The sequence below is a fragment of the Variovorax sp. 679 genome (genome assembly GCF_003952185.1).
In the GTDB taxonomy this organism is placed as follows: Bacteria; Pseudomonadota; Gammaproteobacteria; order Burkholderiales; family Burkholderiaceae_C; genus Variovorax.
This window is the reverse complement of record NZ_RXFS01000003.1, coordinates 165,028-191,870: the sequence shown is the minus strand read 5'-3', so window position 1 is coordinate 191,870 and position 26,843 is coordinate 165,028. Positions and strand designations below refer to the sequence as shown.

Genomic DNA, 26,843 nt, shown 5'->3' with positions numbered 1-26,843 from the left:
TCATCGAATGGCCTCGATCACCGGGCCGCAGACTGTTCTGCAACCGGCGTCGGCCGAGCATTGACCCGCCTTGTTGGGCACGCAGATCGTCCTGCAGCTCGGTCCCGTCGGCAATGGCACCGTCGGAACGAACGGCCCGGAGCGTTGCGGATTGATCAGCCCTTCCAATGCGTTGGGAACGCTCGGGTGACGGAACTGCTCGCCCGCCCCGGTGAGCGATCCGGCGCCATCGGCGTAGTTTCCCTGCCTTTCGAGACGATCCAGGTAGCCCTGCGCCGAGGAAGACTCCGTACCACGAGGCTGTAGCGGCTGCGGTCCGGGCGGACGCGTTGGCATGTACGGCAGTTGCGGCTGACGGTACATGGACGTCGGGAAGTTGACGCTTCCACCACCAGCTGCGCCACCCCTCAATCCCAGCGGATCGGAGAATTCCAGCGGATTCGCATCCACATACCCAAACCGATTCCACCCACCATCCAGCCCGATCGGATCCGGCTGGCTGTACCGCCCGGTCCTCGCGTCGTAGCTGCGGAAGTAGTTGTAGAAGAGGCCCGATTCCTCGTCCGCGTACTGGCCCGGATACCGCAGGTTGAACTTCACTTCCGAGATGCCGGTCGTGCCCGGGTTCGGCGTCACGTCGAGATTCGCGAAGCGATTCTTCGCCAGCGCCGGCTTGTCATCGCCGAATGCGCTGTAGCCCCATTGCCAGACGGCCTGTCCGTCGGCATTGCTGAGCCTTCTGGGTGTGTTCAGATGATCGCTGTGCACGGCGTACGTGGTGCCGTTGACCACCGCCGCGACCGGCATCGACCCGTTGGCCGTCGGCAGGTAGATGTAGCGTGCTTCGCCCGCGCTGTGTGTGCCGCCGCTGCCGAGCTCGGCGATCAGGCTGCCTCGCTCGTCGTAGACATAGGCGTAGCCGAGCTGTTCGGCCGGTGTCGTCGCCGGGCTCCACAACTTGGTGAAGAAGGCCACGAGGCTGTTCCAGAAGCCCGGGTCGTTCTCATCGCCTTGGCTGGGCGGGTACAGCGGCTCGGTCTTGAATACGCGCTGGCCCAAAGCGTTGTGTGCATAGCGTGTCGTCGGACTGACGTCCGTTGCACCCGTGGTGGCGGTGGCCAGGCGACCTTCCGCGTCGTAGCCATAGCTCCTGAGACCGTCGCTCGTCAGGTCGCCGTTGACGTTATAGCCGTAGGTGACACTGGTGTTGCTGGCACCGTTGATGGTCTGGCTGAAACCGGCCAGACGGTTGGTACCGGGCTGCAGGGTGTAGCCGCGGCTCGTCGTCTGGCCCGCCAACACGCGTGTGCTCGCCGTACGGTTGCCGTTGGCGTCGTAGCTGAAGCTGGCGCTGTCGCCTGCGCCCGCTGTCGAGGCAAAGCTGATGATGCGGCCTGTCGGGCTGTAGCCCACGTTCCAGGTCGTGTCGGCAGCGACGATGGTGCTGTTGACGGGGTTGTTGTCGGCGGGGCCCCAGAGGTTCTGGGTGAGGCTGCCGATGCGGCCGGCAGCATCGTAGGTGTAGCTGCTGAATTCGGTCTGCGCCAGACGCGAGGCACTGTCGTAAGTGCGACTGGCTGCCAGCGCCGGGCTGGTGGTGGTGAACGTCCAGTTCCAGCCCGTGGGCTGGCCCAGGGCATTCCAGGTGATGGCGGAAACCAGCGGGGTGCCGTTCCAGTTCAGGTTCGTGAGTCGGCCCGTGGCGTCGTAGGCGTGGCTGAGCGTGCCGCTGCCGGGATAGCCGATGCTCGCGAGCGTGCCGTTGAGGTTGTAGACATAGCTGACCTGCTGGATGCTTCCATTGGTCAAGGTCTGCTTCTTGAGCGTGACCCTTCCGAATTCATCCCGGGTGTACTCGGTGATGCCGGCGCGGTCGATGATCTCGCTGAGGTAGCCCTTGCTGTTGGCGCTCAGGTCGTAGCGCAGGGTCGTGGTCTTGCCGTCGGCGAAGACGATACCCGTCGGTCGTCCCAACGCATCGCGGGTGATGCTGGTGGCCTGGCCGAGTGCGTCGGTGACCTGGCTGGGCAGGCCCAGCGCGTCGAACTGGCCACTGCGAGAGCCGCTGTCGGCGCTGGCTTCAGCCGTTGCATTGCCCAGGGCATCGCGGCTGTAGCTGGTGGCGATTGTGTTGAAGTCACTGGCCTGAGTGACGGCGTCGAGCGCGTTGTAGCCGAGGCCCGCGCTGGCATTGGCGGCATCCGTGATCGTCTTGACGCGGGCCAGCGCGTCGAGGCTCCAGCTCATGGTCTGGTTCAACCCATTGGTCTGGGCGATGCGGTCACCGCCCGCGTCGTAGCTGAAACTCTCGCTCTGGTTCGTACCCTGCGTCTGCGTGGCAATGCGGTTGAGCTTGTTGATGGTGCGCGCGGTTGCCCACGCGATCGAACCGGAACTGTTGAGCGTCTGCTCCGTCAGGCGATTGCCCGCGGCGTCGAGGGTGTAGGTGCCGCTCTCGCCACGGTTGTTGCTCCAGCCGGTCAGGCGTTGTGCTGCGTCGTAGGTGTAGCTGGTGACCAGCCCGGTGGGCAGGGATGTCGTTGCGATCGTGCCAGTGGGGTGGTAGGTCAGAGTCGTGGTCTGCCCGGGCCCCGTGCCGACGGTGCGCGTGAGCAGCCGGTCGTACGCATCCCACGTGAAGGTGGCGACCAGTCCATTCGGATCGGTCTGGCTCGTGAGGCGATTGGCGGTGTCGTAGGTGTAAGTCGTGACATGGCCCAGCGCATTGGCCGCGCTCAGCACATTGCCGCGGGTGTCGTAGGTGTAGGTGGTGACGGCACCGTTGGGCTCGGTGGACGTATGAACGAGGCCTTCGGTCGTGTAGGTCCGCTGGCTCGTGCGTGCTGTACCTGCTGTACCTCCGGTGTCTGTGATCGTCGCGGTGAGCTGACGGCCGGCCGTGTCATAGGTGTAGGCGGTGTCCCGGCCCGTCTGGCTGACCAGTGTGGGCACCGGCAGCGTCGTATCCCAGGTCGTGGCGATGGTCCTCTGCTCGGGGGCTCCGAGCGCCTCCGTGCGCGAGGCCTCCAGGCCGCGGGTGTTGTAGGTGAAGCTGGTGACGCTGCCGGTCGCATTGGTCTGGCTCGCCAGCAGTCCTCGCGCGTCGTAGGTGAACGAAGAGTTGCTGGCCGGGCAGCCGGGCGCTGGTTCTCCCTGGATCTGCGAGATGCGCTTGACGCCGTTGACCACCGTGTAGTGGTAGGTCGTGGCGCGTCCCACCGCATCGGTCACGGTCGTCGTGCTATTGGCGTTGTAGGCCACCTGCGTGAGGCCGGCATTGCCCGCGTGCGTGGTGCTCGTGGCGCGTCCCAGCGAGTCGTAGGTGTAGGTGGCGAAGCGCACGCCCAGTTCATCGGTGATGCCTGTCAGGAAGCGTGGGTTCGATGTGTTCTCGTAGTGGTACGTGCGGCTCGTCACACTCGCGCCGGCCGTCCTGGTGACAGAAGTGAGCCGGTTCGCGGTGTCGTAGTTGTAGGCGATGCTGAAATTGGGCGTGGTCAGCGTGCGCGGCTGGAAGTGGGCGTCCTCGGTGTAGCCGATGCTGTTGCCGAACCCGTCGGTCACTGTCACCGCGCCATTGGTGCCGTAGGAGAGGCTGTGATACCAACCCTCAGGATGCGTCTGCTTGGTCAGGCGCCCGGTCGTGTTGAACTCGTAGCGGGTGTTGTCGACGTCGACATAGAGCCAGCCGGTGCCGGTCTGTGTGAGCGTGCCGAGTTCGTCCGCGTCGCGGGTGATGGTGGAACCGCTGCGCGCAAACGGCGACTCGCGACCGTTCGCATGCAGCAGCACCACTTCGGCGGTGCTGATCCTCAGACGGGTGGCGTACGAATAACGCCAATAGCCGTCGGCGCTATTGAAGATGCGCGAGAACTTCAGTGGATAGTGCGCCGAGGCACTGCGGAAGTCTTCCTCCTCCTGCACCTTGTTGCCCATCGCGAAGTTGATGGGGTTCCCAGTGCACGATTGCGGGCCATCGCGCTCGGTGCCGTCACCCTTGTTCTTGCGGGGAATGACATCGGACGTGTCGTAGTAGACCGTCATGTAGTCCGACGCGCTGCATCCACCAACGCTGCCCGAGACTGCCAGGTAGTTGGGACCGGGGCGCAGCGTGACGGGAACGCCGCGCCCCTCGAGGAACGAGACAACTGCGGTGAACGATCCCGAGTAGCTGAAGAACGGCGATCCATTGAGCGTGGCGGTCACGGTGCCGGCATCGCCCGTGGTGGCATCGCCGCCGCCGGTGCCGTACACCGTGATGCTGGGCGAGGTGACCTTCGCGCCCTTGCTCGGTGAGGTGAAGTTCAGCGAGCAGGCGGCTTGGACTCCAGCGGAGATGCCCAGCAGCGTGAATGCTGCGGCGCCTTGCAGGGCGAGTCGCTTCATCAGGCGATGGCTTGAGCAGCCATGCCCGGCGGTCGCGTCGTAATGCATGTGTGACCCTCGTTCGTTCTTTTGAATTCGGATGCATTGCGCTGTGCGGCAATGACTGGAACGAGCGTAACGACATGTTCAAGGAAGCAACCCGATGGCCTTTTCCGGTTTCTGTGATTGCTCATCGAAAGGATTACTTTGATGGCACGAGAGTCCTGGCGAGGACCTCAAGGTCGCATCCCGTGGGAGGGTTGGTAGCCGTTGGCCGGCAATGCCGCATCGACTAAGCCGCCCCCTCGCGGCATGAACCGGTAGCTGCAGATGTCATTTTGCTGATCTCCTGCGATATGCGTGAACCCGACTCTTCCAGCAGGCTGCGCCACAAACCCGCGCCGTTGTAGAGCAGCAAGCGTGTCGGCAGTGACCCCAGTGTTTCATCTTGGTAGGGTCGTGGCACATACGGAATTCTGAGCATTCAACTTCTCGATCTCATTTTTTGTGTAGCTGGAAAGAGCGGTCGACCAGACGCGGAGTCCGGACAGTTCCATCACCCGCCAAACCTGAATGCCGGTTCCGCTTCTCACGAGCTCTGCGATTGCGGTATCGACCCGGCGGTTTCCGCAGCCGCCTCTCACCTACCCGGTCGTCACGCGGTCGCTCGGCGTGGTGTGGCGGCTGCTGCGTCACCAGGACTTGTTCGCCTTGCTCCCGTTCTCGGTCGTCCGGCCGAGCCTCGGGGCGGGTGAACTGGCGGAGGTCCGCATCGACGCGCAGTTCGGCCTGGAGCCGGTCGGCATTCTCAAGCCTCGTGACATGGGAGCGCTGAAGCCATGTTGGGCGAGTTTCTTCGCGCTTTCGAGGCGCGCTCCAATCCCGCGGCATCGGGCAATATAATTGAGAATTATTCTTATTGAAGCCTGAGCGCGGCCCCCGGCTGCGGGGAGATTCCATGCCGGCCGGCGAGTTCGCTCTACAGCACGAGGTGCAAGCGCTCTACAGCAACCACCACGGTTGGCTGCACGCATGGCTGCGCAAGAAGCTGGGCTGCACGCACAACGCCGCCGACCTGGCGCACGACACCTTCGTGCGCGTTCTGAGCAAGACGGAGCCCGTCGCTGCCGCGGAGCCGCGCGCGTACCTGGCCACCATCGCGCACGGGCTGGTCGTGGACTTCCATCGCCGCCGCGCGCTCGAACGCGCCTACCTCGACACGCTCGCCGCGCTGCCCGAGCCGCAGTTGCCCTCGCTGGAGGCGCGGGCCATCGTGCTCGAGGCGCTGGTCGCCATCGACACCATGCTGGACGGTATGAAGCCGCCGGTGCGGCAGGCCTTCATCCTCTCTCAGCTCGACGGCCTGACCTACGCTGAAATCGCCTCGCGCCTCGGCGTGACGGTGCGCACGGTCAACAACTACATGTTCAAGGCGCTCGAACATTGCTACCTGCTCGCGCCGTGACGATGGACTACGCGCGCAACGAAGCCGAGGTTCGCAAGGAAGCCGTCGCCTGGTACGCCCGGCTGTGTTCGGGCTGCGCGACCGATGCCGACCGCGAGGAATGGCGCAGCTGGCATGGCGCCCACCCCGACCATCAGCGCGCATGGCGGCGCTTCGAATCCATGCAGGCGACGCTGCAGCGCGTGCCGGGGCACGTCGCGGCGTCCACGCTGCGGGCCGCGCAATCCGACCGGCGCCGGGTGCTGCGCGGCATCGCGGTGCTGGCGGGCGGTGGGTCGCTCGCCTGGCTGTCGTGGCGGGTGGCTGGGCCCGACGGCGGCCTGGGCGCATGGCTGGCCGACTACCGGACTGGCACCGGCGAGCAGCGCACCGTCAGGCTCGCGGACGGATCGCAGCTGATGCTGAACACCCGCACTTCCGTGGATGTGTCCATCGACGCGAGCCGCAGGCTCCTCACGCTGCGCGAGGGCGAGATCCTCGTGCAGACCGCGAAGCACCACGACGTGCCGGGCGTTGCGCGAAGGGACAGCCGCCCCTTCATGGTGGAGACGCCGCACGGCCGCATCCTCGCGCTGGGCACGCGCTTCACCGTGCGCAGCGACGACGCAAGTACGGTGGTGAGCGTGCTCGAAGACGCCGTCGAAGTCCGCGCATCGCAGGCTCCCGGCGAGGTCGTGCGGCTGGATGCCGGCCGGCAGGCGCGCTTCACCGCCGGGCGCGTCGACGCGCCGCAGCCGGCCGACCCGGCGCTTGCCGATTGGGAGCACGGCAGCCTGGTCGTCAACGACTGGCGGCTGGAGGACGTGGTCGGCGAACTCGCGCGCTATCGCCGCGGTCGCCTGGTCTGCGACCCTGCCGTTGCCGGCATCCGGGTGTCGGGCGCCTTCCCCATCACCGACACCGACAAGGCGCTCGCGGTCATCGCCCGCGCATTCCCTGTGCGCGTGAGCAGCCTGACGCGCTACTGGGTGTCGCTCGTGCCCGCCTGAGCCGGCAGGGCAGGGCGCGGCGGAGAAACTTTTTCCTCCGCGCCTTTCATCTTTTCCGTTTTCGTTCGGCCTACCCATTGAGAGCCATGAATCGCAGTCAATGAATGCCGAAGGAATCCCGAATGCACGCGCACCCCTCATCACTTCCACCTCATCCCGTTCGCAAGGCGCTGCTGTGCCTGGTTGCGGCCATGATGGCCTTGCCCCTCGCTGCCACGGGCGCCGAGTCCGCCGCGGGCGCCGGTGCACAGAGCCAGCCTGCCAGAAGCTTCCGCATCGATGCCGGCCCGCTGGCTTCCGTGCTCGGCCGTTTTGCCGCGGCGGCGGGCGTTGCGCTGTCCTTCGACCCCGCGAGCACCAGGGAGCTGAAGTCCGCAGGGCTGCAAGGCAACTACACCGTGCGCGCCGGCTTTGCCGCGCTGCTGTCGGGCACCGGGCTCGAAGCGGTGGAAGGCGGTGCGGGTGAATTCACGCTGCGCAAGATCGCCGCGAATCCGTCGTCGGCCGATGCGGCGGAAGCAGGCGGCATGCTGCCGGCCGTGCGCGTGGTGGCCCGCGCGGCACCGGTGCCGGCCGACGCCGACGACCGCTACCAGCCCACCCCCGACGCGTCCACCCTGCGCACGACTGCGCCCGTGCTCGAGATTCCGCAGGTGGTGAACGTGGTGCCCGCGCAGGTGATCCGCGACCAGCGCCCGCGCAACATCGACGACGCGCTCGCCAACGTCAGCGGCATCAACCAGGGCAACACGCTGGCCAGCACGCAGGACACCATCATGAAGCGCGGCTTCGGCGGCAACCGCGACGGCTCGATCATGCATAACGGCATGCCGCTGGTGCAGGGCCGGGGCATGAACGCGGCGGCCGAGAGCATCGAGGTGCTCAAGGGCCCGTCGTCGCTGCTCTACGGCCTGATGGACCCGGGCGGCGTGATCAATGTCGTCAGCAAGAAGCCGCAATTGCGGCAGCGCACCTCGCTGTCGCTGCTGGGCTCGGGCTATGCGAAAGGGCGCGATGGCGGCGGCGCCACGCTCGACACCACCGGCCCCATCGGCGAGGACGGGTTGGCCTACCGGCTGATCGTCGACCACGTGGACGAGGACTACTGGCGCAACTTCGGCAAGCATCGCGAGACGCTGGTGGCGCCGTCGCTGGCCTGGTACGGCGACGACACGCAGGCCGTGCTCTGGTACGAGTACCGCAAGTACGTCACGCCCTTCGATCGCGGCACCGCGCTCGACCCGCGCACCCAGCGCCCGCTCGCGTTGCCCAAGACGCAGCGCCTGGACGAGCCGTTCAACGAGATGAGCGGCGAGACCCACCTGGCGCAGTTCTCGGTCGATCACCAGTTCGGCGGCGGCTGGGCCGGCCACCTGAACCTCAGCTACAACCGCGAGACCTACGACGCCAACCAGCTGCGCGTGAACGGCATCAACACCACGCGCGGCACGCTCTCGCGCAGCAACGACGCCACGCGCGGCGCGCTCAGCACCGACAGCTACGCCACCGCGTACGTCGACGGCACCGTCGAACTCGGCGGCATGCGCCACGACCTGCAGTTCGGCTGGGACGCCGAGTACCGCAAGATCTACCGCGCCGACCTGCTGCGCCAGGCCACCACGCGCACCTTCAGCTACCTGAACCCGGTGTACGGCCTCGAGGCGCCGTCGAGCACCGTGTCGGCGAGCGACAGCGACCAGACCGACAAGCTGCACAACCAGTCGTTGTTCTTCCAGGACTCGATCCACCTGAACGACCGCTGGATCGCCGTGGCGGCGCTGCGCTACCAGGCCTGGTCGCAGATGGCCGGACGCGGGCGTCCCTTCAAGGTCAACACCGACACCGACGGCTCCAAGCTGCTGCCGCGCCTGGGCCTCATCTACAAGCTGAGCGACACCGTGTCGCTGTACGGCAGCTACACCCAGTCGCTCAAGCCCGCATCGACCATCGCGCCGCTTTCCAGCGGCTACGTGCTCGACTCGTCGGTGAAGCCCGAGGAAGCCAAGTCGTGGGAACTCGGCGCCAAGTTCGACATGCCCGGCGGCGTGACCGGCACCGTGGCGCTGTTCGACATCCACAAGAAGAACGTGCTGGTCTCGCAGTTCAACGACGTCACCAAGCTGACCGACTGGCGCACCTCGGGCGCGGCCCGTTCGCGCGGCCTCGAAGTGGACGCGGCGGGCCAGCTGGGCAAGAACTGGAGCGCCATCGCAAGCTTCGCCTACATCGACGCCAAGACCACCGAGGACCCGCTGTACGCCGGCAACCGGCTGTGGAACGTGGCACGCCAGACCGCCTCGCTCTCGGCGGTGTACGACTTCGGCCAGGTCTTCGGCGGGGAGGGCCGGCTGCGCATGGGCGCTGGAGCGCGCTACGTCGGCAAGCGCGCCGGCGACTCGGCCAACAGCTTCGAGCTGCCGGCCTACACCACGGTCGATGCCTTCGCCACCTACGACACGCGCATCGGCGGCAAGAAGGTCAAGTTCCAGCTCAACGTGAAGAACCTGACCGACAAGACCTATTACCCGTCGGCCGCGAACACCTACTTCATCTCGATGGGCGACGCGCGGCAGGTTTCGTTCCTCACTACCTTCGAGTTCTGAAATGAAGCAAGGCATTCACTCCATCACCCGGCGCATGGCGACGGTACTGCTGCTTGCATGCGGTCTCCATGCCGGCGCCCAGGCTGCCGAACCGGTGGGCCAGGGCCGCAAGGTCGTGCTGCTGGTGCAGCGCGACGGCCCCAGCATGCCGGTCGACGAGAAGGTCAGGGCGCATCTCGAATCGCGCGGCTTCGCCGTCACGCTGCAGGACCAGTCGGCCGCGCCGTCGGTCGCTGCCGGCGCTGATCTCGTCGTGATCTCGTCCACCGTCTCCGCCAAGGACGTGAGCGGCGCATGGCGCCAGCTGCCGGTGCCGCTGTTGACCTGGGAGAACGACCTGCTCGACGACCTTGCCATGACCGGCAAGCGGCACGACACCGACTTCGGCGAAGCCGCGAAGGAGCGCTACGTGTGGCTCGTCAACGCGCCGCATCCGATGGCGGCGGGCCTGCCTGCCGGCGTCGCCAACGTCTACGTGAAGCAGGCCGGCATGAGCTGGGGCAGGCCCGGCCTGGGCGCCACCACCATCGCCACGCTGTACGGCCAGCCCGAGAAGGCCGCGATCTTCGGCTACGAGAAAGGCGCCACCATGGACTACGAGTCGCTCGCGCCGGCGCGCCGCGTGATGTTCTTCCTCGGCAACGAGACCTTCACCAATCTCTCGCCCGCGGGCCGGCTGCTGTTCGATGCGGCGGTCGATTGGGCTACAGGCATCCGCTGAGATGAGTTCCTAAGTTTTCCCGAGTTCTCTGGTTGGGCGAAATTCATAGTTCTTCGCTATGAATTCAATTCGCTCAATTGGGTTGATGCAGCGGAAATCCAAACCTAGACTGGGTCTGGACCCCCGCGTGATCAACTACCAAAGGAGAACCCCTTGTCCGATGAAACCAAGTGCCCCTTCCCGGGCCATGCGCGCAAGAACAGCTTTGCCGGCGCTCCCGCGAACACAGACTGGTGGCCCAGCCAGCTGAACCTGAAGCTCCTGCACCAGCACTCCGCCGAGTCCAATCCCATGGGCGAAGCGTTCGACTACGCCGAGGAATTCAAGACCCTCGACCTCGATGCCGTCATCAAGGACCTCCATGCCCTGATGACCGATTCGCAGGACTGGTGGCCCGCAGACTACGGCCACTACGGACCTCTCTTCATCCGCATGGCCTGGCACTCCGCCGGCACCTACCGCATCGCGGACGGCCGCGGCGGCGGCGGCCACGGCGCGCAGCGATTCGCGCCCCTGAACAGCTGGCCCGACAACGGCAACCTCGACAAGGCCCGCCGCCTGCTGTGGCCGATCAAGCAGAAATACGGCCGCAAGCTCTCGTGGGCCGACCTGATGATCCTGACCGGCAACGTGGCACTGGAGTCCATGGGCTTCAAGACCTTCGGCTTCGCCGGCGGCCGCCCCGACATCTGGGAGCCTGAAGACGACATCTACTGGGGCCCCGAAGGCAAGTGGCTGGCCGACGAGCGCTACAGCGGCGACCGCGACCTCGCCAACCCGCTGGCTGCCGTGCAGATGGGCCTGATCTACGTGAACCCCGAAGGCCCGAACGGCAACCCCGATCCGCTCGGCTCGGCCCGCGACATCCGCGAGACCTTCGCGCGCATGGCCATGAACGACGAGGAAACCGTGGCGCTCACCGCTGGCGGCCACACCTTCGGCAAGACCCACGGCGCGGGCGCCCCGAGCCACGTCGGCGTGGAACCCGAGGGCGCCGGCATCGAGGAACAGGGCCTCGGCTGGAAGAACAGCTTCGGCAGCGGCGTGGGCGGCAGCGCGATCACCAGCGGCCTCGAAGGCGCATGGACCCCCACGCCCACGAAGTGGGACAACAGCTACTTCGAGACCCTGTTCGGCTACGAATGGGAGCTCACCAAGAGCCCGGCCGGCGCGCACCAGTGGAAGCCCAAGGGCAACACCGGCGCGGGCACCGTGCCCGATGCGCACGACCCGGCCAAGCGCCATGCGCCGATGATGTCCACGGCCGACATGGCCATGCGCATGGACCCGGCCTACGAGAAGATCTCGCGCCGCTACATGGCGAATCCGCAGGAGTTCGCCGACGCCTTCGCCCGCGCCTGGTTCAAGCTGACGCACCGCGACATGGGTCCGCGCGCACGCTACCTCGGCGCGCTGGTGCCGAAGGAAGAGCTGATCTGGCAGGACCCGATTCCCGCCGTGAACCACCCGCTGGTCGACGACAAGGACGTTGCCGCCCTGAAGGCCAAGGTGCTTGCCTCGGGCCTGGGCATCGCGCAGCTCGTCGGCGCCGCATGGGCCTCGGCCTCGACCTTCCGTGGCGGCGACAAGCGCGGCGGCGCCAACGGCGCGCGCGTTCGCCTCGCTCCGCAGAAGGACTGGGAAGTCAACCAGCCGGCCCAGCTGGCGAAGGTGCTCTCCACGCTCGAAGGCATCCAGAAGGAGTTCAACGGCGCGCAGTCCGGCGGCAAGAAGATCTCGCTGGCCGACCTGATCGTGCTGGCCGGCAACGCGGCGGTCGAGGCTGCCGCCAAGAAGGCCGGCCAGGACGTGACCGTGCCCTTCTCGCCCGGACGCACCGATGCTTCGCAGGAGCAGACCGACGTCGAATCCTTCGCGCCGCTGGAGCCGAGGGCCGACGGCTTCCGCAACTACCTGCGCAAGGGGCTCGAGGGCGTGGCCGCGGAACTGCTGCTCGACAAGGCGCAGCTGCTGACCCTGAGCGCACCCGAGATGACGGTGCTGGTCGGCGGCCTGCGTGTCCTGAACGCGAACGCCGGGCAGTCGCAGAACGGCGTGTTCACCAAGCGCCCGGAGACGCTGAGCAACGACTTCTTCGCGAACCTGCTCGACATGAACACCAAGTGGCAGAAGGGTTCGACCGAAGGCGTGCTGGAAGGACGCGACCGCAAGTCGGGCGAGCTCAAGTGGACGGGCACCGTCGCCGACCTCGTGTTCGGCTCCAACTCGCAGCTGCGCGCGCTCGCGGAGGTCTACGGGTCGAGCGACTCGCAGCAGGTCTTCGTGCGCGACTTCGTGGCCGCCTGGGCCAAGGTGATGGACCTCGACCGCTTCGACCTCAAGAAGAAGTGACCGGTCGGTGATCGTCGGTGGCCGGTTCCGGCCGCCGGCGAGTGAATGAATGAGTGAATCAGTGAATCAGTGAGAGCAGTACAGCCCCGGCCTGGCTTCGGATGATTCCGGGCCAGGCCGGGGCACATAAGAAATGACGGCAGGAGACAACCATGCTGGTCGTGAAGAAGACGCCTGCGGCACCGATGGAATTCTTTCAGCCCGAGCAGTGGATGCATCTGCTCGAGCAGCTCGACATCATCCTGGCCACGGTGCAAGGCGATGATTCGAACCCCATACTCCGGCGCTTCGGCCCGCGTCGCCGTTCGGCCGTATTCCGGCGCCTGATGCAGGAGCGACGGCGCCTCGTGAAGGAAATCGAGGCGTTCGGCCATGAAGGGCTCCTCGCCTTCGCGAAGAACCAGACGCCCGATGCGACACCGGCGCACCGCCATCTCGACGCCGAGTTCCGGCTGCTCGGAGATGCATTCGACCAATGCTCCAGGGACCTGTCGCCCGACACGCAGGCCGCGCTGAAGAGCTGGCTGGTCGCGCGCTCGCACATGCACCGGGAGCACGCGAGGTTTCTCGAGACCTATTGAGGGGGCATCGACAGGCCCGGCTCGGAGGCTGGTACCGTTGCCGGCAACCTCAGGAGCCATTCATGAAGCCTCAACCCATCGAATATGCCGACGCCTCCGGCGAAGTCCGGGCCGTCTTCGACGACATCAAGGCCACGCGCAACGTGCCCGACGTCAACAACTTCTGGAAGTACCTCGCCAACGACCCCGCCACGCTCAGGCGCACCTGGAGCAGCCTGAAGGAGGTGATGGCACCGGGCGCGCTCGACCCGGTCGTGAAGGAGATGGTCTACCTCGCAGTGAGCGTCACCAACGGCTGCGGCTACTGCACCGCGAGCCACCACGCCGGCGCCGAGAAGGCCGGCATGACGCCCGCGATGTTCGCCGAGCTGATGGCCGTGGTCGGCATGGCCAACGAGACGAACCGGCTCGTGAACGGGTATCGCGTGCCGATCGATCCGGCGTTCGACAAATAGACGGACAGCGCAGGCGGCAGCGCTAATTGCCAGCTCAGCCGGGTTCGCTGGCGGCGGGCAGAGAATCCGCGTTCCATCCCGGGAGTCTCGCGAACATGCACAGCCACAGATGGTTCTTCCCCGCCGCATGCCTCCTGGCGCCATGGTTCGCGCAGGCGGCGACAGGGGCGACAGGGGCGACAGACTGCACGGCCTCGGCCGCCCCTGACTGCTACCGCAGCTTCACACCGGCCGGAGCCTCAGGCGCGCTGCATTACTACTCCTCGCTCGATCCCGACGCGCCCGCCGCCGCAACCGCCGGGCCGACAAAGGCGCTCATCGCCATGCACGGCCATTCGCGCGATGCCAACAAGACCTTCGAGGCGACGCTGCGCACCGTCCGCAATGCCGGCACTCTTAGCGACACGCTGGTGATCGCGCCGCTCTTCCAGGTGCCCGCCGACAAGGCCGCCGGCCGGTGCAACTCGCCGGGCCTGCCCGCGCCGCAGCCCGGCGACCTGCTGTGGACCTGCGGCTCCTGGCTCGAAGGCGGCCGCTCGGCCTCGGGCAGCCGCACCGGCTCGTTCGCGGTGACGGACGCACTCGTGGCCGAGCTGGTGCAGCGCTGGCCGGGCCTGCGCACCATCACCATCGCCGGCTTCTCGGCCGGCGGACAGTTCGTGCAGCGCTATGCCGCCTTCGCGCAGAACGACGGCGTGGCGGGCAAGGTGGCCATGCGCTATGTGGTCGCCGATCCGAGCACGTGGCTCTACTTCGATCCGGTGCGGCCGCAGTTCTCGGCCGACGGTGCATCGGTCTCGGGCTTCGCGGTGCCCGATGCCCCCGCATGTCCGGAAATGAACCGCTGGAAGTACGGCTCCGACGACCTGCCCGCGCACCTCGGGCGCAGCGCCGCGCAGGCGCGTCGCCAGTACGCGCAGGCCGACATCAGCTACCTCGAAGGCGCGCTGGACAGCAACGACGCCAAGGGCACCGCGTTTCGCGTGCTCGACAGGTCCTGCGCGGCTCTTGCGCAGGGCCCGTTCCGCCTGCAGCGCGGCCTGGCCTATGCGCAGTACGACCGCACGCTGCTCGCGCCGGACAAGCGCCGCGAAGTCGTGGTGGTGCCGGGCTGTGCGCACGACGTGGCCTGCGTCTTTCCATCGGAGGCCGCGCGCGCCGCGTTGATCGGCCCTTCGCGATGAGGGCGACCTGCCGCAGGAAGGCTTGACGCTGTTTCCTTTATGATGGATATTTCATCCAGCATGAAGGAAATCGAAGAAGCCCCCTCCAGCCTGAACGACCGCATCGCGCAGCGGGTGCGCGACCTGCGCGCGGCGCGGGGCCTGTCGCTCGACGCGCTGGCCACGCACTGCGGCGTCAGCCGCTCGATGATCTCGCTCATCGAGCGCGGCGAAAGCAGCCCCACCGCCGTGCTGCTGGAAAAGCTCGCGACCGGCCTGGGCGTGTCGCTGGCCTCGCTGTTCGAGGCGCCCGCGCCCGTCGCCGATCCGGTGTCGCGGCTGGCCGGCCAGCTGCAGTGGCGCGACCCGCATTCCGGCTATGTGCGGCGGAACGTGTCGCCCAGCGGCTTCGCCTCGCCCATCCAGATCGTCGAGGTGCTGTTCCCGCCCAAGGCCCGAGTGGCCTACGAAACCTCGGCGCGCGAGCCGCTCATCCACCAGCAGGTGTGGGTGCTCGACGGCACCATCGAACTCACGCTGGGCGACGAAAGCCATCGGCTCGACACCGGCGACTGCCTGGCGATGGTGCTCGACCGCCCCATGAGCTACTACAACCCCTCGCGCAAGAACACCCGCTACGTCGTCGTGATCGCGACCGTACCTTCTTCCTGGAGACCATGAACATGACCACGACCACTGCCGCCCACACCCCGCGCGTCCGCCTGCTGGACACCGTTTCCGAAGCGCAGCTGCGCGACCTTGCCTCGGTGCTGGCCGATTGCGTCGAGGGCGGTGCGTCGGTGAGCTTCATGCTGCCGCTGACCGAAGAGCGCGCGCATGCCTTCTGGCGCAAGGTGGCCGACAGCGCGGCGAGCGGCGAGCGGGCGCTGCTGGTGGCCGAGGACGAAGAAGGCATCGTCGGCACCGTGCAGGTGGTGCTGGGGCTGCCCGAGAACCAGCCGCACCGCGGCGAAGTCGCCAAGCTGCTGGTGCACCGCCGTGCACGCCGAAAGGGCATCGGCGCGCTGCTGATGCAGGCGGCCGAGCAACTGGCGCGCGAGCGCGGCAAGACACTGCTGGTGCTCGACACATCGGGCGCCGAGGCCGAGCGGCTCTACGAGCGCATGGGCTGGACGCGCCTGGGCAGCATCCCCGGTTTCGCGCTGCTGCCGCAGGGCGGGCTGTGCGCCACTACCTTCTTCTATCGGGAAGTGGCGGCCTGAACGCCGGGCGCGATGAGCGAATTCGAAAGACTGCTGCGCGAGGCGGACGCACGGCCGCTGGTGGGCTGGGAGCTGTCGTGCGACGGCCGCATCGCGACGACCGCCACGTCGTGGAACTTCGAGCAAACCGTCGACCGGTACGCGCGCAAGTCGCCCGACATGCTCGACATGGGCACGGGCGGCGGCGAATGGCTCAGCCGCCTGCCGTTCCGTCCGCCGCGCACCGTGGCCACCGAGGGCTGGGCGCCCAACGTCGACGTCGCGCGCGAACGGCTTGCGCCGCTGGGTGTCGAGGTGGTCGAGGTCGAGGGAGCCGACGACAACGCGCTGCAGCTGGATGACGCGGAACAGGCGCGGCTGCCGTTCGCAGACGCATCGTTCCATCTGGTCGTCAACCGGCATGAGTCCTTCGTTGCGAGCGATGTTCACCGCATCCTCGCGGCGGGCGGACGCTTCGTCACGCAGCAGGTCGCGTCCGACTTCAATGCCGACTGCTACGAGTTGCTGCGCATGCCGATGCCCGAGCTGCCGCGCTGGAAGCTCGACACCGCCACGGCACAACTGGAGCGCGCCGGCCTTGTCGTGGAAGAGGGTGGAGAAGGCGCCGAACTGCTCGCCTTCGCCGACATCGGCGCGTTCGCGTGGTACCTGAAGCACGTGCCCTATGTCTGCCCGGAATTCAGCATCGACGGATGCCGCGCCGCGCTGGAGCGGCTGCATCAACGCATCGAGCAGGGCGAGGCGCTGGCGATGCGGCAGAAGCTGTTCTGGCTGGAGGCGGTGCGCCGCTGAGGGCTATCCCGGCCTTTCAGCGCGCGCCGAACATCGCGTTCTCGAACAGATCCTTGAACTCGCGCGGCTGCGAGCGCCAGTACTGGTGCGGCGCCTTCACCTGCGCGCCGAGTTCGGCGGCGGCGTGCCATGGCCAGCGCGGGTCGTAGAGGATTGCGCGCGCCAGCGACACCGCATCGGCCTGCCCGTTGGCGATGATTTCCTCCGCCTGCCGTGGTTCGGTGATGAGGCCCACGGCAATGACCGGCATGCCGACTTCCGATTTCACCCGTTCGGCGAATGGCACCTGGTAGCCGGCTCCGAGCGCGATGGCCTGCTTCGGCGACACGCCGCCGCTCGACACGTGGATGGCCGCGCAGCCGCGCGCTTCGAGCGCCCTGGCGAAGGCGACGGTGCCTTCGAGGTCCCAGCCGCCCGGCACCCAGTCGATGGCCGAGACGCGCACCCACACCGGCCGGTCCGCAGGAAACACCTCGCGCACCGCGTCGAACACTTCGAGCGGAAAGCGCATGCGGTTCTCGAGGCTGCCTCCGTATTCGTCCTCCCGATGATTGGCCAGCGGCGAGAGGAACTGGTGCAGCAGGTAGCCGTGCGCCGCATGGATCTCGATGCCGTCGAGGCCCAGTCGGGCAGCGCGTCGTGCGGTATCGACGAAAGCCCTGCGCACGCGCGCGAGGCCGGCGGCGTCGAGTGCGATGGGCGGGTCTTCCGTGGGCGAATGCGGTACGGCCGAGGGCGCATACGCCTTCCAGCCGCTGGGCTCGTCCGGCCGGATCTGCCTGCCGCCTTCCCACGGCGCGCGGCTCGATGCCTTGCGTCCCGCGTGGCCCAGCTGCATTGCGATCTTGATGGGCGAATGGGCCCGCATCGCCGAGAGCACGCGCGCCAGGCCTTCCTCGTTGGCATCGGAATACAGCCCGAGGTCGCCGGGCGAGATGCGCCCTTCGGCCTCCACCGCTGTCGCCTCCAGGATCAGCAGCCCCGCGCCGGAGAGCGCGAGATGCCCCAGGTGGATCAGGTGCCAGTCGCCCGGCGTGCCCTCGGTGGCGGAGTACTGGCACATCGGCGCGATGACGATGCGGTTGTCGATCTGCAGGGGGCCGAGCCGCAGGGGCTCGAAGAGGCGGGGCTTCCCGGTATTGCTGTCGCTCATGACGATGCGGTTCCGCAGGTGCTGTAGTTGCGCGCATTCTGCGGGGGCTGGGCGATCCGCGCCGGAGCCGGCGCTGAAGCCTTGCGGCTCAGTGCGGTATGGATCAGCAGCGCGCCGATCACCATCGCCATGCCCGCCGCCTCGCTCACCGTGGGCAGCCTGCCGAGCGCGGCACTCATCAGCAAGGCGGACACCGGCACGAAGTTGATGAAGGCCGTGCCGGTGACTGCGCCCAGCGTGCGCGCACCGTAGTTGAAAGCCAGCACCGAGATGGCCGAAGACACCAGTCCGACGTAGAGCAACGCCTGCCACGACAGGCGCAGGCCTTCCGCGCTCGGCACGTGCGACCAGCCCAGCAGCGTGCTGCCCAGCGCCATGGCCAGCAGCAGCGGCCACGAGGCAAGCACCGTGAGCGCCGTGTACTCGATCACGTCGAGTTCCGGAAAGCGCACCGCGCCGCGTGCGTACCAGACCCAGCCCAGCGTTCCGACGAAGGCCACGGCGTCGCCGAAGAGCGTCGATTCGCCCGACGAAGCCGTGCCGAAGAGCAGCCCCGAGACGATGGCCACGCCCAGCAGCGAAAGCGCCGTGGTCACCAGCGTGGAGCGGCTCGGCCGCACGCCGTCGAGCGCCCAGCGCAGCAGCTGGGTGGTCATGGGCGTGGTCGCCATGATCACCGCGCCGTGCGAGGGCACCGAGTGCGCCAGGCCCGCCAGCAGCATCACGCTGAAGATGCCGAAGCCCGCGAATCCGCGCAGTGCCAGCGGCCCGGCGTGCTGGCGCAGCTTGCGCCATGGCGCCGCGCCGCGCGGAAGAATCAGCAGCACGAACAGCAGCGCGGAGATGCTGTAGCGGATGAGCGTGAACCACGCCGGCTCGACGTGGTGCAGCACGCCCTTGCCGACCAGGAACATGCCGCCCCACCCGGAGGTGGCGAGCAGCAGCGCGGCGATGCCGAGCAGGCGTTGGCGATGGGACATGGGAGAAGCCTTTTCTTGCGATGAATGAATCGATGTCCCGAGGATGGGCGCCGGGCGCTGCAAATGCCATTCGCTTCTTTGGACAGGGGGCTCCAAAAAAGCGAACGGACCGATCCGGGCTTGAAGCTCACAATCCGCAGCCATGGAGCTCTACCAACTGAAGACCTTCGTCGCCATCGCCCGCGAGGGCAGCCTGACCCGCGCCGCCGAGCGCGTGTTCACCAGCGCGCCGGCAGTGAGCGCGCAGCTCAAGGCGCTGGAAGACGAGCTTGGCGTGAAGCTGTTCGAACGCACGCCGCGCGGCATGTCGCTCACCGAGGCCGGCACCGGCCTGCTCGAAGAGGCTGAGCGCACGCTGGCTTCTGCGATGCGCATGCGTTCGGCGGCCGACCAGCTGCGTGGCGCGGCGCAGGGCGTGGTCCGCTTCGGCACCGTGGTCGATCCGGTGGCGCTGCGGCTGGGCGAGGTGCTGGTGAAGCTGGCGGAACGGCATCCGCAGGTCACGCTGCAGCTGAAGCAGGGCCTCTCGTACGAAACGCTTTCCGCCGTGCAGCGAGGTGACCTCGACTGCGCCTATGTGCTCAGCGACGGCGAGCGCATCGAGGGGCTGGAGCTGAACCGGCTCGGCATCGTCGATCTCGTGGTGGCGCTGCCGCCCGCGGTGGCCGAGGCGAAGCCCGATCTCTCGCTCGACGAACTCACGAACCTGCCGTGGGTCGGCACGCCGCCCTCATGCATCCTGCGCGTGCATCTCGAAAAGCTCTTCGCCGGCGCGGGTCGCGAGTACCGCCAGGGCCGCACGGCCGATGGCGAGAGCGCCATCCGCAGCATGGTCGCGAGCGGAATGGGCGCGGGGCTGATGCGGCTCGACCAGGCGGAGCAGGGCGAGCGCAACGGCGAACTCGCGATCTGGAAAGGGTGGCGCTCGCATACCTGGTTGTGCTGGGTTGCGCCGACGGAGGGCAAGCGGCTTGTCGCGGTCGACGCGGTGCGCAGTGCGGTGATGGAGGCGTGGGCCTGATTTCGGAATCCGCAGCTGTTCGCACCGTTTGGCGCTCGTTCTTAGAAGCTTCTTCTTAACAGGCATATCGAACGGCGTATTGCCCGCCTACCGAGCCACCGATACCTTCGATGCGCGCCTCATCCGAGGCGCTATTCGCTTGGAAAAACGGACAACCACATGGCTCAATCAACCCTCGCAATCCGGCTTGCTCCAGGCCGGCGCTTGCAACAACTCCTGGCTGGCGCCGCGCTGCTCATGGCCGCCACCTTCGCATCGGCCGCCGAACCCGCGAAAGACCACCCGCTGGTCGGCCGCTACGAAGGCTCCGTGATGGATGCCTTCCAGAGCAAGAACTACGACGAGGCCGGACTCATCCGCGAGCCCATCCAGACCTGGGGCGACCCGAAGCCCACGCCCAACCGGCTGCAGGTTGCGGGCAAGGTCTCGCTCTACTACTACCACCTGCCCGAAGGCCGCTCGCTGCTCGAGGTGCAGCGCAACTACGAAGCCAGCCTCAAGGCCAAGGGCTTCCAGATGGTGTTCTCCTGCGCCAGCAACGACGGCAGCTGCTACAGGAAGGACCCCGACCGCAGCAGCCCCAACACCGACGTCTCCGAGCTTGCCGATGCCGTCGACACGCCCGAGTGGCCCATGATCGGCCTCGGCCGCAACTACGTGAGCACCTATTTCGGCACCGGCGGGCGCTACCTGCTCGCCCAGTACGACAACCCGAACGGCGGCAAGGTGTACGCCAGCATCGCGCTGGCCGAAGGCAACTTCCGCGGCAACTTCGCCTTCGTGAAGGTGGTCGAGACCAAGGCCATGGAAACCGACAAGATCGTCTTCGTCGATGCCACCGCCATGCAGAAGAGCCTTGCGGAGAACGGCCGCATCAGCCTCTACGGCATTCACTTCGATCTCGACAAGGACAGCATCAAGCCCGACTCGCAGCCCACGCTCGACGAGATCGCCAAGCTCATGCGCAGCAACCCGCAGCTGCGCGTGCAGGTGGTGGGCCACACCGACGCCCAGGGCGAGGAAGGGCACAACGCCGACCTGTCGCGCCGGCGCAGCGTGTCGGTCATCGCGGCGCTGGCGAAGACGGGGCTCGACGCGCGGCGCTTCACCTCGCGCGGCGCGGGCTCGAAGGAGCCGGTGGCGCCCAACACCAACGAGGAAGGCCGCGCGAAGAACCGTCGCGTCGAGCTGCTGCGGCTGTAGCAGGTCAGCCAGTCGTCAGGCTGCGAACAAATCCCATGGATTGACGGGATGGCGGGCCACGCCGTGGCCTGTCATCATTCGCGGCTGCATGAATCACGACCAGAAGAATCCTCTTGCAGATCTGTTGAACCGCGCCAGGCAGGCCCTGGCGGATCCGGCGGGCGTTCTGCCCGCCGCGGCGCCTGCCACCGGCGATGCGGGTTGCGTGGTCTTCTTCGCCATCGGTGAGAACGGCAGCCGGGCCCGCGTGGCGTCGGGCCGCGGCGCCGGCATCGAAGCCGCATGGCGCGCCGCGGTGGATGCGATCACGACCCAGGCCAGGCGCGGCGCGCAGCCGCCGCAACGCCTGCGCGCCGAAGTGGTCGACAAGGTCGTGCCCATGAGCTGGGGCGAGCTGAAGGCAAGGCTGGCGCAGACCAAGCGCAACTACTTCAACGAAGGCATCGCCTTCGACGCGCGCTTCGAGTTCGCGCTGCTCGCGCAGGAAATGCACGGCAGCGCGATCCTCTACAACGGCGACGTGGACCATGCCGAGCCCAACACCGGCAACCTGCGCCTGCACACCAAGCGGCGCTTCGGCCGCGAGCTCGACTTTCCGGCGGACGATGCCGCGCCCGTCTGGTGCTTCACGACGCGGGCCGTGTACGTCGATGCGAAGGGCGCGTGGCCCGTCACCGCCGAAGGGCAGGCGGCGGGCTTCCGCGAACTGCGCGAATGGAACGCGCAGCAGGTGCATGCGCTGATCGACGACGCGGGCAACTACCTTGCCGAACAGGTCAAGCCCACGGGCGAGTTCCACTACGGCTGGTTTCCCTGCTTCGACCGCACCATCCCCACCTACAACACGCTGCGCCACGCGAGCTCCACCTACGCGATGCTGGAGGCGTGGGAGCTCACCCGCAACGACACGCTGAAGGCGGCCATCGACCGCTCGCTGGCCTTCCTCGCCGGCACGCTGATCCGCCCGGCCAACCTGCCCGACGGCACGCGTGCCGCCTACCTGCTGGACATCGGCAGCGAGATCAAGCTCGGCGGCAATGCCGTGTGCCTGCTCGCGCTGGTCAAGTACACAGAGCTCACGGGCGACAGGCAATACCTGCCGCTGCTGGAGCAGCTCGCGCTCGGCATCCGCCACATGCAGGACCCGGAGACCGGCAGCTTCGTGCACGTGCTCAATGCGCCGTCGCTGGAAGTGAAGGACAGGTTCCGCGTCATCTACTACGACGGCGAGGCGGCCTTCGGGCTGATGCGCCTGTACGGCCTCACGCGTGACGAGCGCTGGCTCGCGGTCGTCGAGAAGGCCTTCGAGCATTTCATCGCCGCCGAGCACTGGCGCGCGCACGACCACTGGCTGAGCTACTGCGTCAACGAGCTCACGCGCTACCGGCCCGAAGTGCGCTACTACCGCTTCGGCTTGCAGAACGTTTCGGGGTACCTCGACTTCGTGCTGGAGCGCATCACCACCTTTCCCACGCTGCTCGAGCTGATGATGGCCGCGCGCGACATGGTGCTGCGGCTGGAGGCCGACCCCGCGCTGCGCCCTTTGCTGGCCGGGCTCGATCGCGACAGGTTCGACCGTGCGCTGGAATACCGCGCGCGCTACCTCGCCAACGGCCATTTCTGGCCCGAGCTGGCGATGTTCTTCCGCAACCCCGCGCGCATCGCCGGTTCGTTCTTCATCAAGCACCACAGCTTCCGCGTGCGCATCGACGACGTGGAGCACTACCTCTCGGGCTACGTGGCCTACCACCGCATGCTGAAGGAGAGCGAGGGGCGCTCGGTGGGCACAGGCACCGTCGCATGGGGCGGCGACGTGAACCTCTCGCGCCGCCAGCACTACCGGCTGCGCGAACTCGGCGGTGCGCGCAGGATGCTCGGCGACATCGCCGCGCTGCGCGAGGCCGACCTGCGCATCGTGAACCTCGAATGCGTGGTCGCCACCGTCGGCGAGCAGGGCGTGGACAAGGGCGAGAAGGCGCCGTACTACTACCGCGCCCGCCCCGAGATGCTCGCGGTGCTGACCGAGGCCGGCATCGGCATGGTCGCCACCGCCAACAACCACAGCGGCGACTACGGCCCCGAGGCGCTGATGGAGCAGCAGGCCCTGCTGCAGGTCGCGGGCATCGCGCATGCCGGCACCGGCCGCACGCTGGAGGCCGCGCTGCGCCCGGCGTTCCGGCGTGCCGGCGGCGTGCGCGTGGCGCTGTTCTCGCTCGACGCCACGCAGCCGAGCTTCGCCGTCACCGCCGAGCGCGCGGGCGCCGCCTGGCTCTCGCTCGACGACCCCGCCGCATGGACCGCCACGCTCGCGCCGCGCATCGAAGCCGCGCGCCGCGAGGCCGACGTGGTGCTGGTGGCGGTGCACTGGGGCGCCAACCTCGAGACCGAGCCCACGCAGGCCGAGATCGCCGTCGGCCATGCCATCGTCGATGCGGGCGCTGACGCGGTGCTCGGCACCTCGGCGCACGTGCTGCAGGGCATCGAGATCTACAACGGCCGGCCGATCCTGCACGACGCGGGCGACCTGCTGTTCGACTCGGTGCGCAACGACTTCGGCGACTCCGGCGTCTTCACGCTGGCGCTGAGCCCGCGCGGCGTCGAGGAGGTGACGTTCACGCCCATCGGTGTCGGCTTCGGCTTCTCGCGGCAGCTCGAGGGCGACGAGGCGCAGGCGCTCGGCGAGCGCTTCGCCGCGCAATGCCGCGCGCTCGGTACCGAGATGGCTCCGCTGCCCGGCGGCCGTTGCGTCGCGAGGCTGTCGCCGCCGGACCGGCAGGCGTTCCAGGCCGGCACCGCCAGCACTGTCGACGGCGCCCCGCCGGCACCGCAGCCAGCGCCGGTCATCGGCCCGCTGTCCGTGCCAAGGCCCGAATGGCTGGTCGATGCCGTGCCCGGCGACGCGCGCGTCCCGCCGCTGCAGATCGGCCCGCTGCGCCTCGTCGGCCTGCGTTGCACGCCTCGGCAGATCGTGGGGCGGCGCCTGCTGTGGGTCGAATCGTTCTGGACCGTCGACGCGCCCGTCGCCGCCGACCTGCGCGTGGGCTTTCGCGCGGTGCCGATGCGCAGCAGCCGCATGCCGCCATGGGGCGAGGGCATGGACCACGACCCCTGCGACTGGATGTGGCCCACCAGCCGCTGGGAGCCCGGCCGCATCTACCGCGACCGCTACGGCCTGCGCTCGCCGCGCGCGGGGCTGCTGGAGAGCGACGTGCTGCAGCTCGAAGTGAGCGTGCGCGGCGATCTTCCCGATTTGCCGCCCGCGCGCCGCCTCCAGCTTTGGTACGGCCTGCGCGTGCCTGCGTTGCCCACGCCCTTGCCGGAGCGTCCCGCGCCCGTGCTCTCGGCCGACCGTCCCGGCGCCGGCCCGGAACCCGCGCCCGTCTGGACCGCGGAGCAGCTGCAGCGTGCCACGGGCGGCCGCTGGCTGGTGGGGCCACCGCCGGGCTGGTCCGTCAACTCGGCGGTGCGCGGGCCGGTCCACATGGGGCTGCTGCCGAAGCCTTCGCTCTTCATCGCTTCCGACTACCGCACGCTGGCCGTGCACGAGAGCTACAGCAAGCCGCGCAGCGACAACTGGGACCGCCACCTGGAGCTGCCCCGCCTGCAGTCCGGGCTGGCCGGCGCCATGGTCGCGCGCGCGGTGGAGGGGCTCGATCCGGCCTTTCCGCTGCTGCAGGTGGAGGACCCCATCGCGGCCATGATCGCGATGGGTGTCGCGGCGCGCGAGCGCTACAAGGGCATGGTGGTGGGCGTGACCGGCACGGTCGGCAAGTCGTCCACCATCGCGATGCTGCGCGACCTGCTGCCCGCGAGGGCGCGCGTGCACACCACCATCGACAACTACAACTCGCGCGTCGGCGTGCCGGCCATGCTGGCGAACCTCGGGCCCGACGTGGACGTGTGCATCCTCGAGATGGCGCAAAGCGGCCTGTGGATGGACCGTGGGCCGATCTCGCTGCTGGCCCGGCCGCACGTGGCCATCATCACCGAGATCGGTCTCTCGCAGACGCGGCAGGCCTCGACGGTGGAGCTCACGGCCACGTACAAGTCGCGCATCTTCCTCGGGCTGGAGCCCGGCGGCGTGGCGATCGTGCCCGACCACATTCCCTGCCTGCGCCAGGTGGTGGAAGCCGCCGCGCACACGGCCGGCGCGATCTGGGTGGTGGGCAGCGGGCCCGACGCCAACGTTCGCATGCTCGACACCCGGCCCGAGCCCGGCGGCGGCTGCCGGGTGCGCGTCGCCATTCCGGGGCGCACGCTCGAATACCTGTTCCCGGTCGAGAGCGCGGGGCTGGTGCGCAATTCGCTGCTCGCCTTCGCGGCGCTGCTGGCCATGGGCTTCGACGGCGAGGCGGCCTGCGCGCGCATGCCGCACGTGCGCCTGCCGGCGTCGGTGATGCAGGTGCGCGCGCTGCGCACATTGGGCGGCGTGCAGGCCACGCTGATCGACGACAGCTGGAACGCCGAGGTCATGTCGATGCGCAACGCCATGGAGTTCGTGCGCACCTGGCAGCGCGGCGACGCCGGCCCGGTGCTGCGCAAGATCGGCGTGCTGGGGCGCATCGTCAACCTCGACAAGGAGGCCGAGGCCATGCACCGCAGCCTGGCAGCGCCGCTGCTGGCCTCGGGCATCGAGCACCTCGTGACGCACGGCGAGGAGATGCGCTGGCTGCGCGAGGAAGTGCCCGCCGAACTGCTCGGCCCGCACTTCGACGATGCCGTGCAGCTCGCCAATTACCTCGGCGCCTTCCTGCGCGATGGCGACCTCGTGCTGGTGAAGGGCGACCGCGACCGGTCCGACTTCGGCAGCATCCCCGGGCTGCTGCAGCGGCTATGAGGGCGCAGGGCTTCTTCCGCCGGTGCGCGCGCGGCGCGCTCGTCCTGCTTGCGCTGGCACAGGCGGCCTGCGCGCAGCGCACGGGGCCCGACGTGCCTCGCCTCCTCGCCGCCGGCAGCGACGACGTGCTGTACTGGAACCAGCCCGCCGACCGCGCACGCTGCCCCGACCGCAACGGCTTCCTGTGGGTGCAGCCAGCCGAGGGGCCGGCGTGCATCCGCTACTTCGCGAGCGACGACATAGACGGCGCGCGCATGGCCATCGTGCAGTTCTCGGGCGACCGCGACGGCGTGATGGACCAGGCGCCCACGCGCATCCCCGAGAACACCGACGAACTGCGAACGCTCGATGCGCAGCGCAGCCGCGACCGCGCGGGCGTGCCGTGGATCTTCGTGGCGCGGCCCGGCACCTACGGATCGTCGGGCGACCACCGCAAGCGCCGCCAGCTGGTGGAGTTCCACGCGCTCGATGCCGCACTCGACGCGCTCATGCAGCGCCACCGGCTGCAGCGCATCGTCATCGTCGGCCACAGCGGCGGCGCCACTGCCGGCGCCGCGCTGCTCACGCTGGGGCGCACGCGCGTGGCCTGCGCTGTGCTGACCTCGGGCGCCTACGGGCTGCTGGAGCGCGCGCGCATGCTGGGCCGTTCGAAGGACGGCCGCACCGACACCACCGGCAGCACGCAGTTCTACGACCCGCTCGACCACGTGGGCGGCATCGTGCGCGACCCGGCGCGGCGCATCGTGCTGATCGGCAACCGCGAGGACAGGAACACGCCCTTCGCGCTGCAGGAGCGTTTTGCCGACGCGGTGACCAAGGCCGGCCATCGCATCGAGCTGCGCACCTACGCGGCCGAACCGCCCGACTTTCACGACCTCAAGGACCGCATCGCGCTGCGCACCGCCTCGCAGTGCGCGCGCGAGGCGATGTTTCCCTGAAT

At 68.2% G+C, this 26,843-nt stretch carries 18 protein-coding genes; 15 read left to right on the top strand and 3 right to left on the bottom strand.

Annotated elements, in window-relative coordinates; genetic code table 11:
* Positions 1 to 4,386, bottom strand: a complete 4,386-nt coding sequence (locus EJO71_RS34930; protein WP_164546791.1) for an RHS repeat-associated core domain-containing protein — start codon at positions 4,384 to 4,386, stop codon at positions 1 to 3.
* Between the two features lie 937 nt (positions 4,387 to 5,323).
* Here EJO71_RS34930 and EJO71_RS08140 point away from each other — a divergent pair.
* The 11 genes from EJO71_RS08140 to EJO71_RS08090 all read left to right on the top strand — a co-directional run bounded on the left by EJO71_RS08140 (position 5,324) and on the right by EJO71_RS08090 (position 16,709).
* A complete protein-coding gene (locus tag EJO71_RS08140) occupies positions 5,324 to 5,830 on the top strand; it encodes a sigma-70 family RNA polymerase sigma factor (protein ID WP_125948477.1) in 507 nt (168 codons plus the stop codon).
* A gap of 2 nt (positions 5,831 to 5,832) precedes the next feature.
* Positions 5,833 to 6,819, top strand: coding sequence for a FecR domain-containing protein (locus EJO71_RS08135; RefSeq protein WP_125948654.1), 987 nt, complete (start codon positions 5,833 to 5,835; stop codon positions 6,817 to 6,819).
* A gap of 122 nt (positions 6,820 to 6,941) precedes the next feature.
* On the top strand, positions 6,942 to 9,422 hold the full coding sequence (locus tag EJO71_RS08130; RefSeq protein WP_125948478.1) for a TonB-dependent receptor: 2,481 nt from the start codon (positions 6,942 to 6,944) through the stop codon (positions 9,420 to 9,422).
* A 1-nt stretch (position 9,423) separates the two neighbouring features.
* Positions 9,424 to 10,143, top strand: coding sequence for a hypothetical protein (locus EJO71_RS08125; protein ID WP_125948479.1), 720 nt, complete (start codon positions 9,424 to 9,426; stop codon positions 10,141 to 10,143).
* A 153-nt stretch (positions 10,144 to 10,296) separates the two neighbouring features.
* Positions 10,297 to 12,495: a catalase/peroxidase HPI gene (gene katG / locus EJO71_RS08120; RefSeq protein ID WP_125948480.1), complete on the top strand. Its 2,199-nt coding sequence runs from the start codon at positions 10,297 to 10,299 to the stop codon at positions 12,493 to 12,495.
* Between the two features lie 152 nt (positions 12,496 to 12,647).
* Positions 12,648 to 13,076, top strand: a complete 429-nt coding sequence (locus EJO71_RS08115; protein ID WP_125948481.1) for a hypothetical protein — start codon at positions 12,648 to 12,650, stop codon at positions 13,074 to 13,076.
* A 62-nt stretch (positions 13,077 to 13,138) separates the two neighbouring features.
* Positions 13,139 to 13,531: a carboxymuconolactone decarboxylase family protein gene (locus EJO71_RS08110; RefSeq protein WP_125948482.1), complete on the top strand. Its 393-nt coding sequence runs from the start codon at positions 13,139 to 13,141 to the stop codon at positions 13,529 to 13,531.
* Between the two features lie 95 nt (positions 13,532 to 13,626).
* Complete coding sequence (locus tag EJO71_RS08105) at positions 13,627 to 14,715, top strand: hypothetical protein (protein WP_125948483.1); 1,089 nt, start codon at positions 13,627 to 13,629, stop codon at positions 14,713 to 14,715.
* Positions 14,716 to 14,775: 60 nt separating this feature from the next.
* Positions 14,776 to 15,375, top strand: a complete 600-nt coding sequence (locus EJO71_RS08100) for an XRE family transcriptional regulator (protein WP_206169005.1) — start codon at positions 14,776 to 14,778, stop codon at positions 15,373 to 15,375.
* Between the two features lie 2 nt (positions 15,376 to 15,377).
* The gene (locus EJO71_RS08095; RefSeq protein ID WP_125948484.1) at positions 15,378 to 15,917 is read left to right on the top strand and encodes a GNAT family N-acetyltransferase; all 540 of its coding nucleotides are present in this window, start codon (positions 15,378 to 15,380) and stop codon (positions 15,915 to 15,917) included.
* A 12-nt stretch (positions 15,918 to 15,929) separates the two neighbouring features.
* Positions 15,930 to 16,709, top strand: a complete 780-nt coding sequence (locus EJO71_RS08090; RefSeq protein WP_125948485.1) for a methyltransferase domain-containing protein — start codon at positions 15,930 to 15,932, stop codon at positions 16,707 to 16,709.
* Positions 16,710 to 16,725: 16 nt separating this feature from the next.
* Here the strand turns inward: EJO71_RS08090 and EJO71_RS08085 are convergent, their stop codons facing one another.
* Both EJO71_RS08085 and EJO71_RS08080 read right to left on the bottom strand, forming a co-directional pair.
* Positions 16,726 to 17,862, bottom strand: coding sequence for an NADH:flavin oxidoreductase/NADH oxidase (locus EJO71_RS08085; RefSeq protein WP_125948486.1), 1,137 nt, complete (start codon positions 17,860 to 17,862; stop codon positions 16,726 to 16,728).
* Positions 17,859 to 18,842 carry a DMT family transporter gene (locus EJO71_RS08080; RefSeq protein ID WP_125948487.1) on the bottom strand — a complete coding sequence of 328 codons (984 nt, stop codon included), beginning with the start codon at positions 18,840 to 18,842 and terminating at the stop codon, positions 17,859 to 17,861. The genes EJO71_RS08085 and EJO71_RS08080 overlap by 4 nt, the downstream gene beginning before the upstream one ends.
* A gap of 142 nt (positions 18,843 to 18,984) precedes the next feature.
* Here EJO71_RS08080 and EJO71_RS08075 point away from each other — a divergent pair, with 142 nt between their 5' ends.
* From EJO71_RS08075 to EJO71_RS08060, 4 genes are all read left to right on the top strand, one after another.
* Positions 18,985 to 19,863 (top strand): LysR family transcriptional regulator, encoded by an 879-nt coding sequence (locus tag EJO71_RS08075; RefSeq protein WP_125948488.1) that lies wholly within the window; start codon positions 18,985 to 18,987, stop codon positions 19,861 to 19,863.
* A gap of 204 nt (positions 19,864 to 20,067) precedes the next feature.
* Positions 20,068 to 21,066, top strand: a complete 999-nt coding sequence (locus EJO71_RS08070) for an OmpA family protein (protein ID WP_240651339.1) — start codon at positions 20,068 to 20,070, stop codon at positions 21,064 to 21,066.
* 88 nt (positions 21,067 to 21,154) lie between these two features.
* Entirely contained in the window at positions 21,155 to 25,903 is a 4,749-nt protein-coding gene (locus EJO71_RS08065) for a CapA family protein (RefSeq protein ID WP_125948490.1), read from the top strand.
* On the top strand, positions 25,900 to 26,841 hold the full coding sequence (locus tag EJO71_RS08060; protein ID WP_125948491.1) for an alpha/beta fold hydrolase: 942 nt from the start codon (positions 25,900 to 25,902) through the stop codon (positions 26,839 to 26,841). The genes EJO71_RS08065 and EJO71_RS08060 overlap by 4 nt, the downstream gene beginning before the upstream one ends.
* The last annotated feature ends 2 nt before the right edge of the window (positions 26,842 to 26,843 follow it).

What these genes read in the sequence shown, in the direction of transcription:
- EJO71_RS34930 (WP_164546791.1), bottom strand. Translation starts at nt 4,386, where the DNA reads ATGAAGCGACTCGCCCTGCAAGGCGCCGCAGCATTCACGCTGCTGGGC.
- EJO71_RS08140 (WP_125948477.1), top strand. Translation starts at nt 5,324, where the DNA reads ATGCCGGCCGGCGAGTTCGCTCTACAGCACGAGGTGCAAGCGCTCTAC.
- EJO71_RS08135 (WP_125948654.1), top strand. Translation starts at nt 5,833, where the DNA reads ATGGACTACGCGCGCAACGAAGCCGAGGTTCGCAAGGAAGCCGTCGCC.
- EJO71_RS08130 (WP_125948478.1), top strand. Translation starts at nt 6,942, where the DNA reads ATGCACGCGCACCCCTCATCACTTCCACCTCATCCCGTTCGCAAGGCG.
- EJO71_RS08125 (WP_125948479.1), top strand. Translation starts at nt 9,424, where the DNA reads ATGAAGCAAGGCATTCACTCCATCACCCGGCGCATGGCGACGGTACTG.
- EJO71_RS08115 (WP_125948481.1), top strand. Translation starts at nt 12,648, where the DNA reads ATGCTGGTCGTGAAGAAGACGCCTGCGGCACCGATGGAATTCTTTCAG.
- EJO71_RS08110 (WP_125948482.1), top strand. Translation starts at nt 13,139, where the DNA reads ATGAAGCCTCAACCCATCGAATATGCCGACGCCTCCGGCGAAGTCCGG.
- EJO71_RS08105 (WP_125948483.1), top strand. Translation starts at nt 13,627, where the DNA reads ATGCACAGCCACAGATGGTTCTTCCCCGCCGCATGCCTCCTGGCGCCA.
- EJO71_RS08100 (WP_206169005.1), top strand. Translation starts at nt 14,776, where the DNA reads ATGAAGGAAATCGAAGAAGCCCCCTCCAGCCTGAACGACCGCATCGCG.
- EJO71_RS08095 (WP_125948484.1), top strand. Translation starts at nt 15,378, where the DNA reads ATGACCACGACCACTGCCGCCCACACCCCGCGCGTCCGCCTGCTGGAC.
- EJO71_RS08090 (WP_125948485.1), top strand. Translation starts at nt 15,930, where the DNA reads ATGAGCGAATTCGAAAGACTGCTGCGCGAGGCGGACGCACGGCCGCTG.
- EJO71_RS08085 (WP_125948486.1), bottom strand. Translation starts at nt 17,862, where the DNA reads ATGAGCGACAGCAATACCGGGAAGCCCCGCCTCTTCGAGCCCCTGCGG.
- EJO71_RS08080 (WP_125948487.1), bottom strand. Translation starts at nt 18,842, where the DNA reads ATGTCCCATCGCCAACGCCTGCTCGGCATCGCCGCGCTGCTGCTCGCC.
- EJO71_RS08075 (WP_125948488.1), top strand. Translation starts at nt 18,985, where the DNA reads ATGGAGCTCTACCAACTGAAGACCTTCGTCGCCATCGCCCGCGAGGGC.
- EJO71_RS08065 (WP_125948490.1), top strand. Translation starts at nt 21,155, where the DNA reads ATGAATCACGACCAGAAGAATCCTCTTGCAGATCTGTTGAACCGCGCC.
- EJO71_RS08060 (WP_125948491.1), top strand. Translation starts at nt 25,900, where the DNA reads ATGAGGGCGCAGGGCTTCTTCCGCCGGTGCGCGCGCGGCGCGCTCGTC.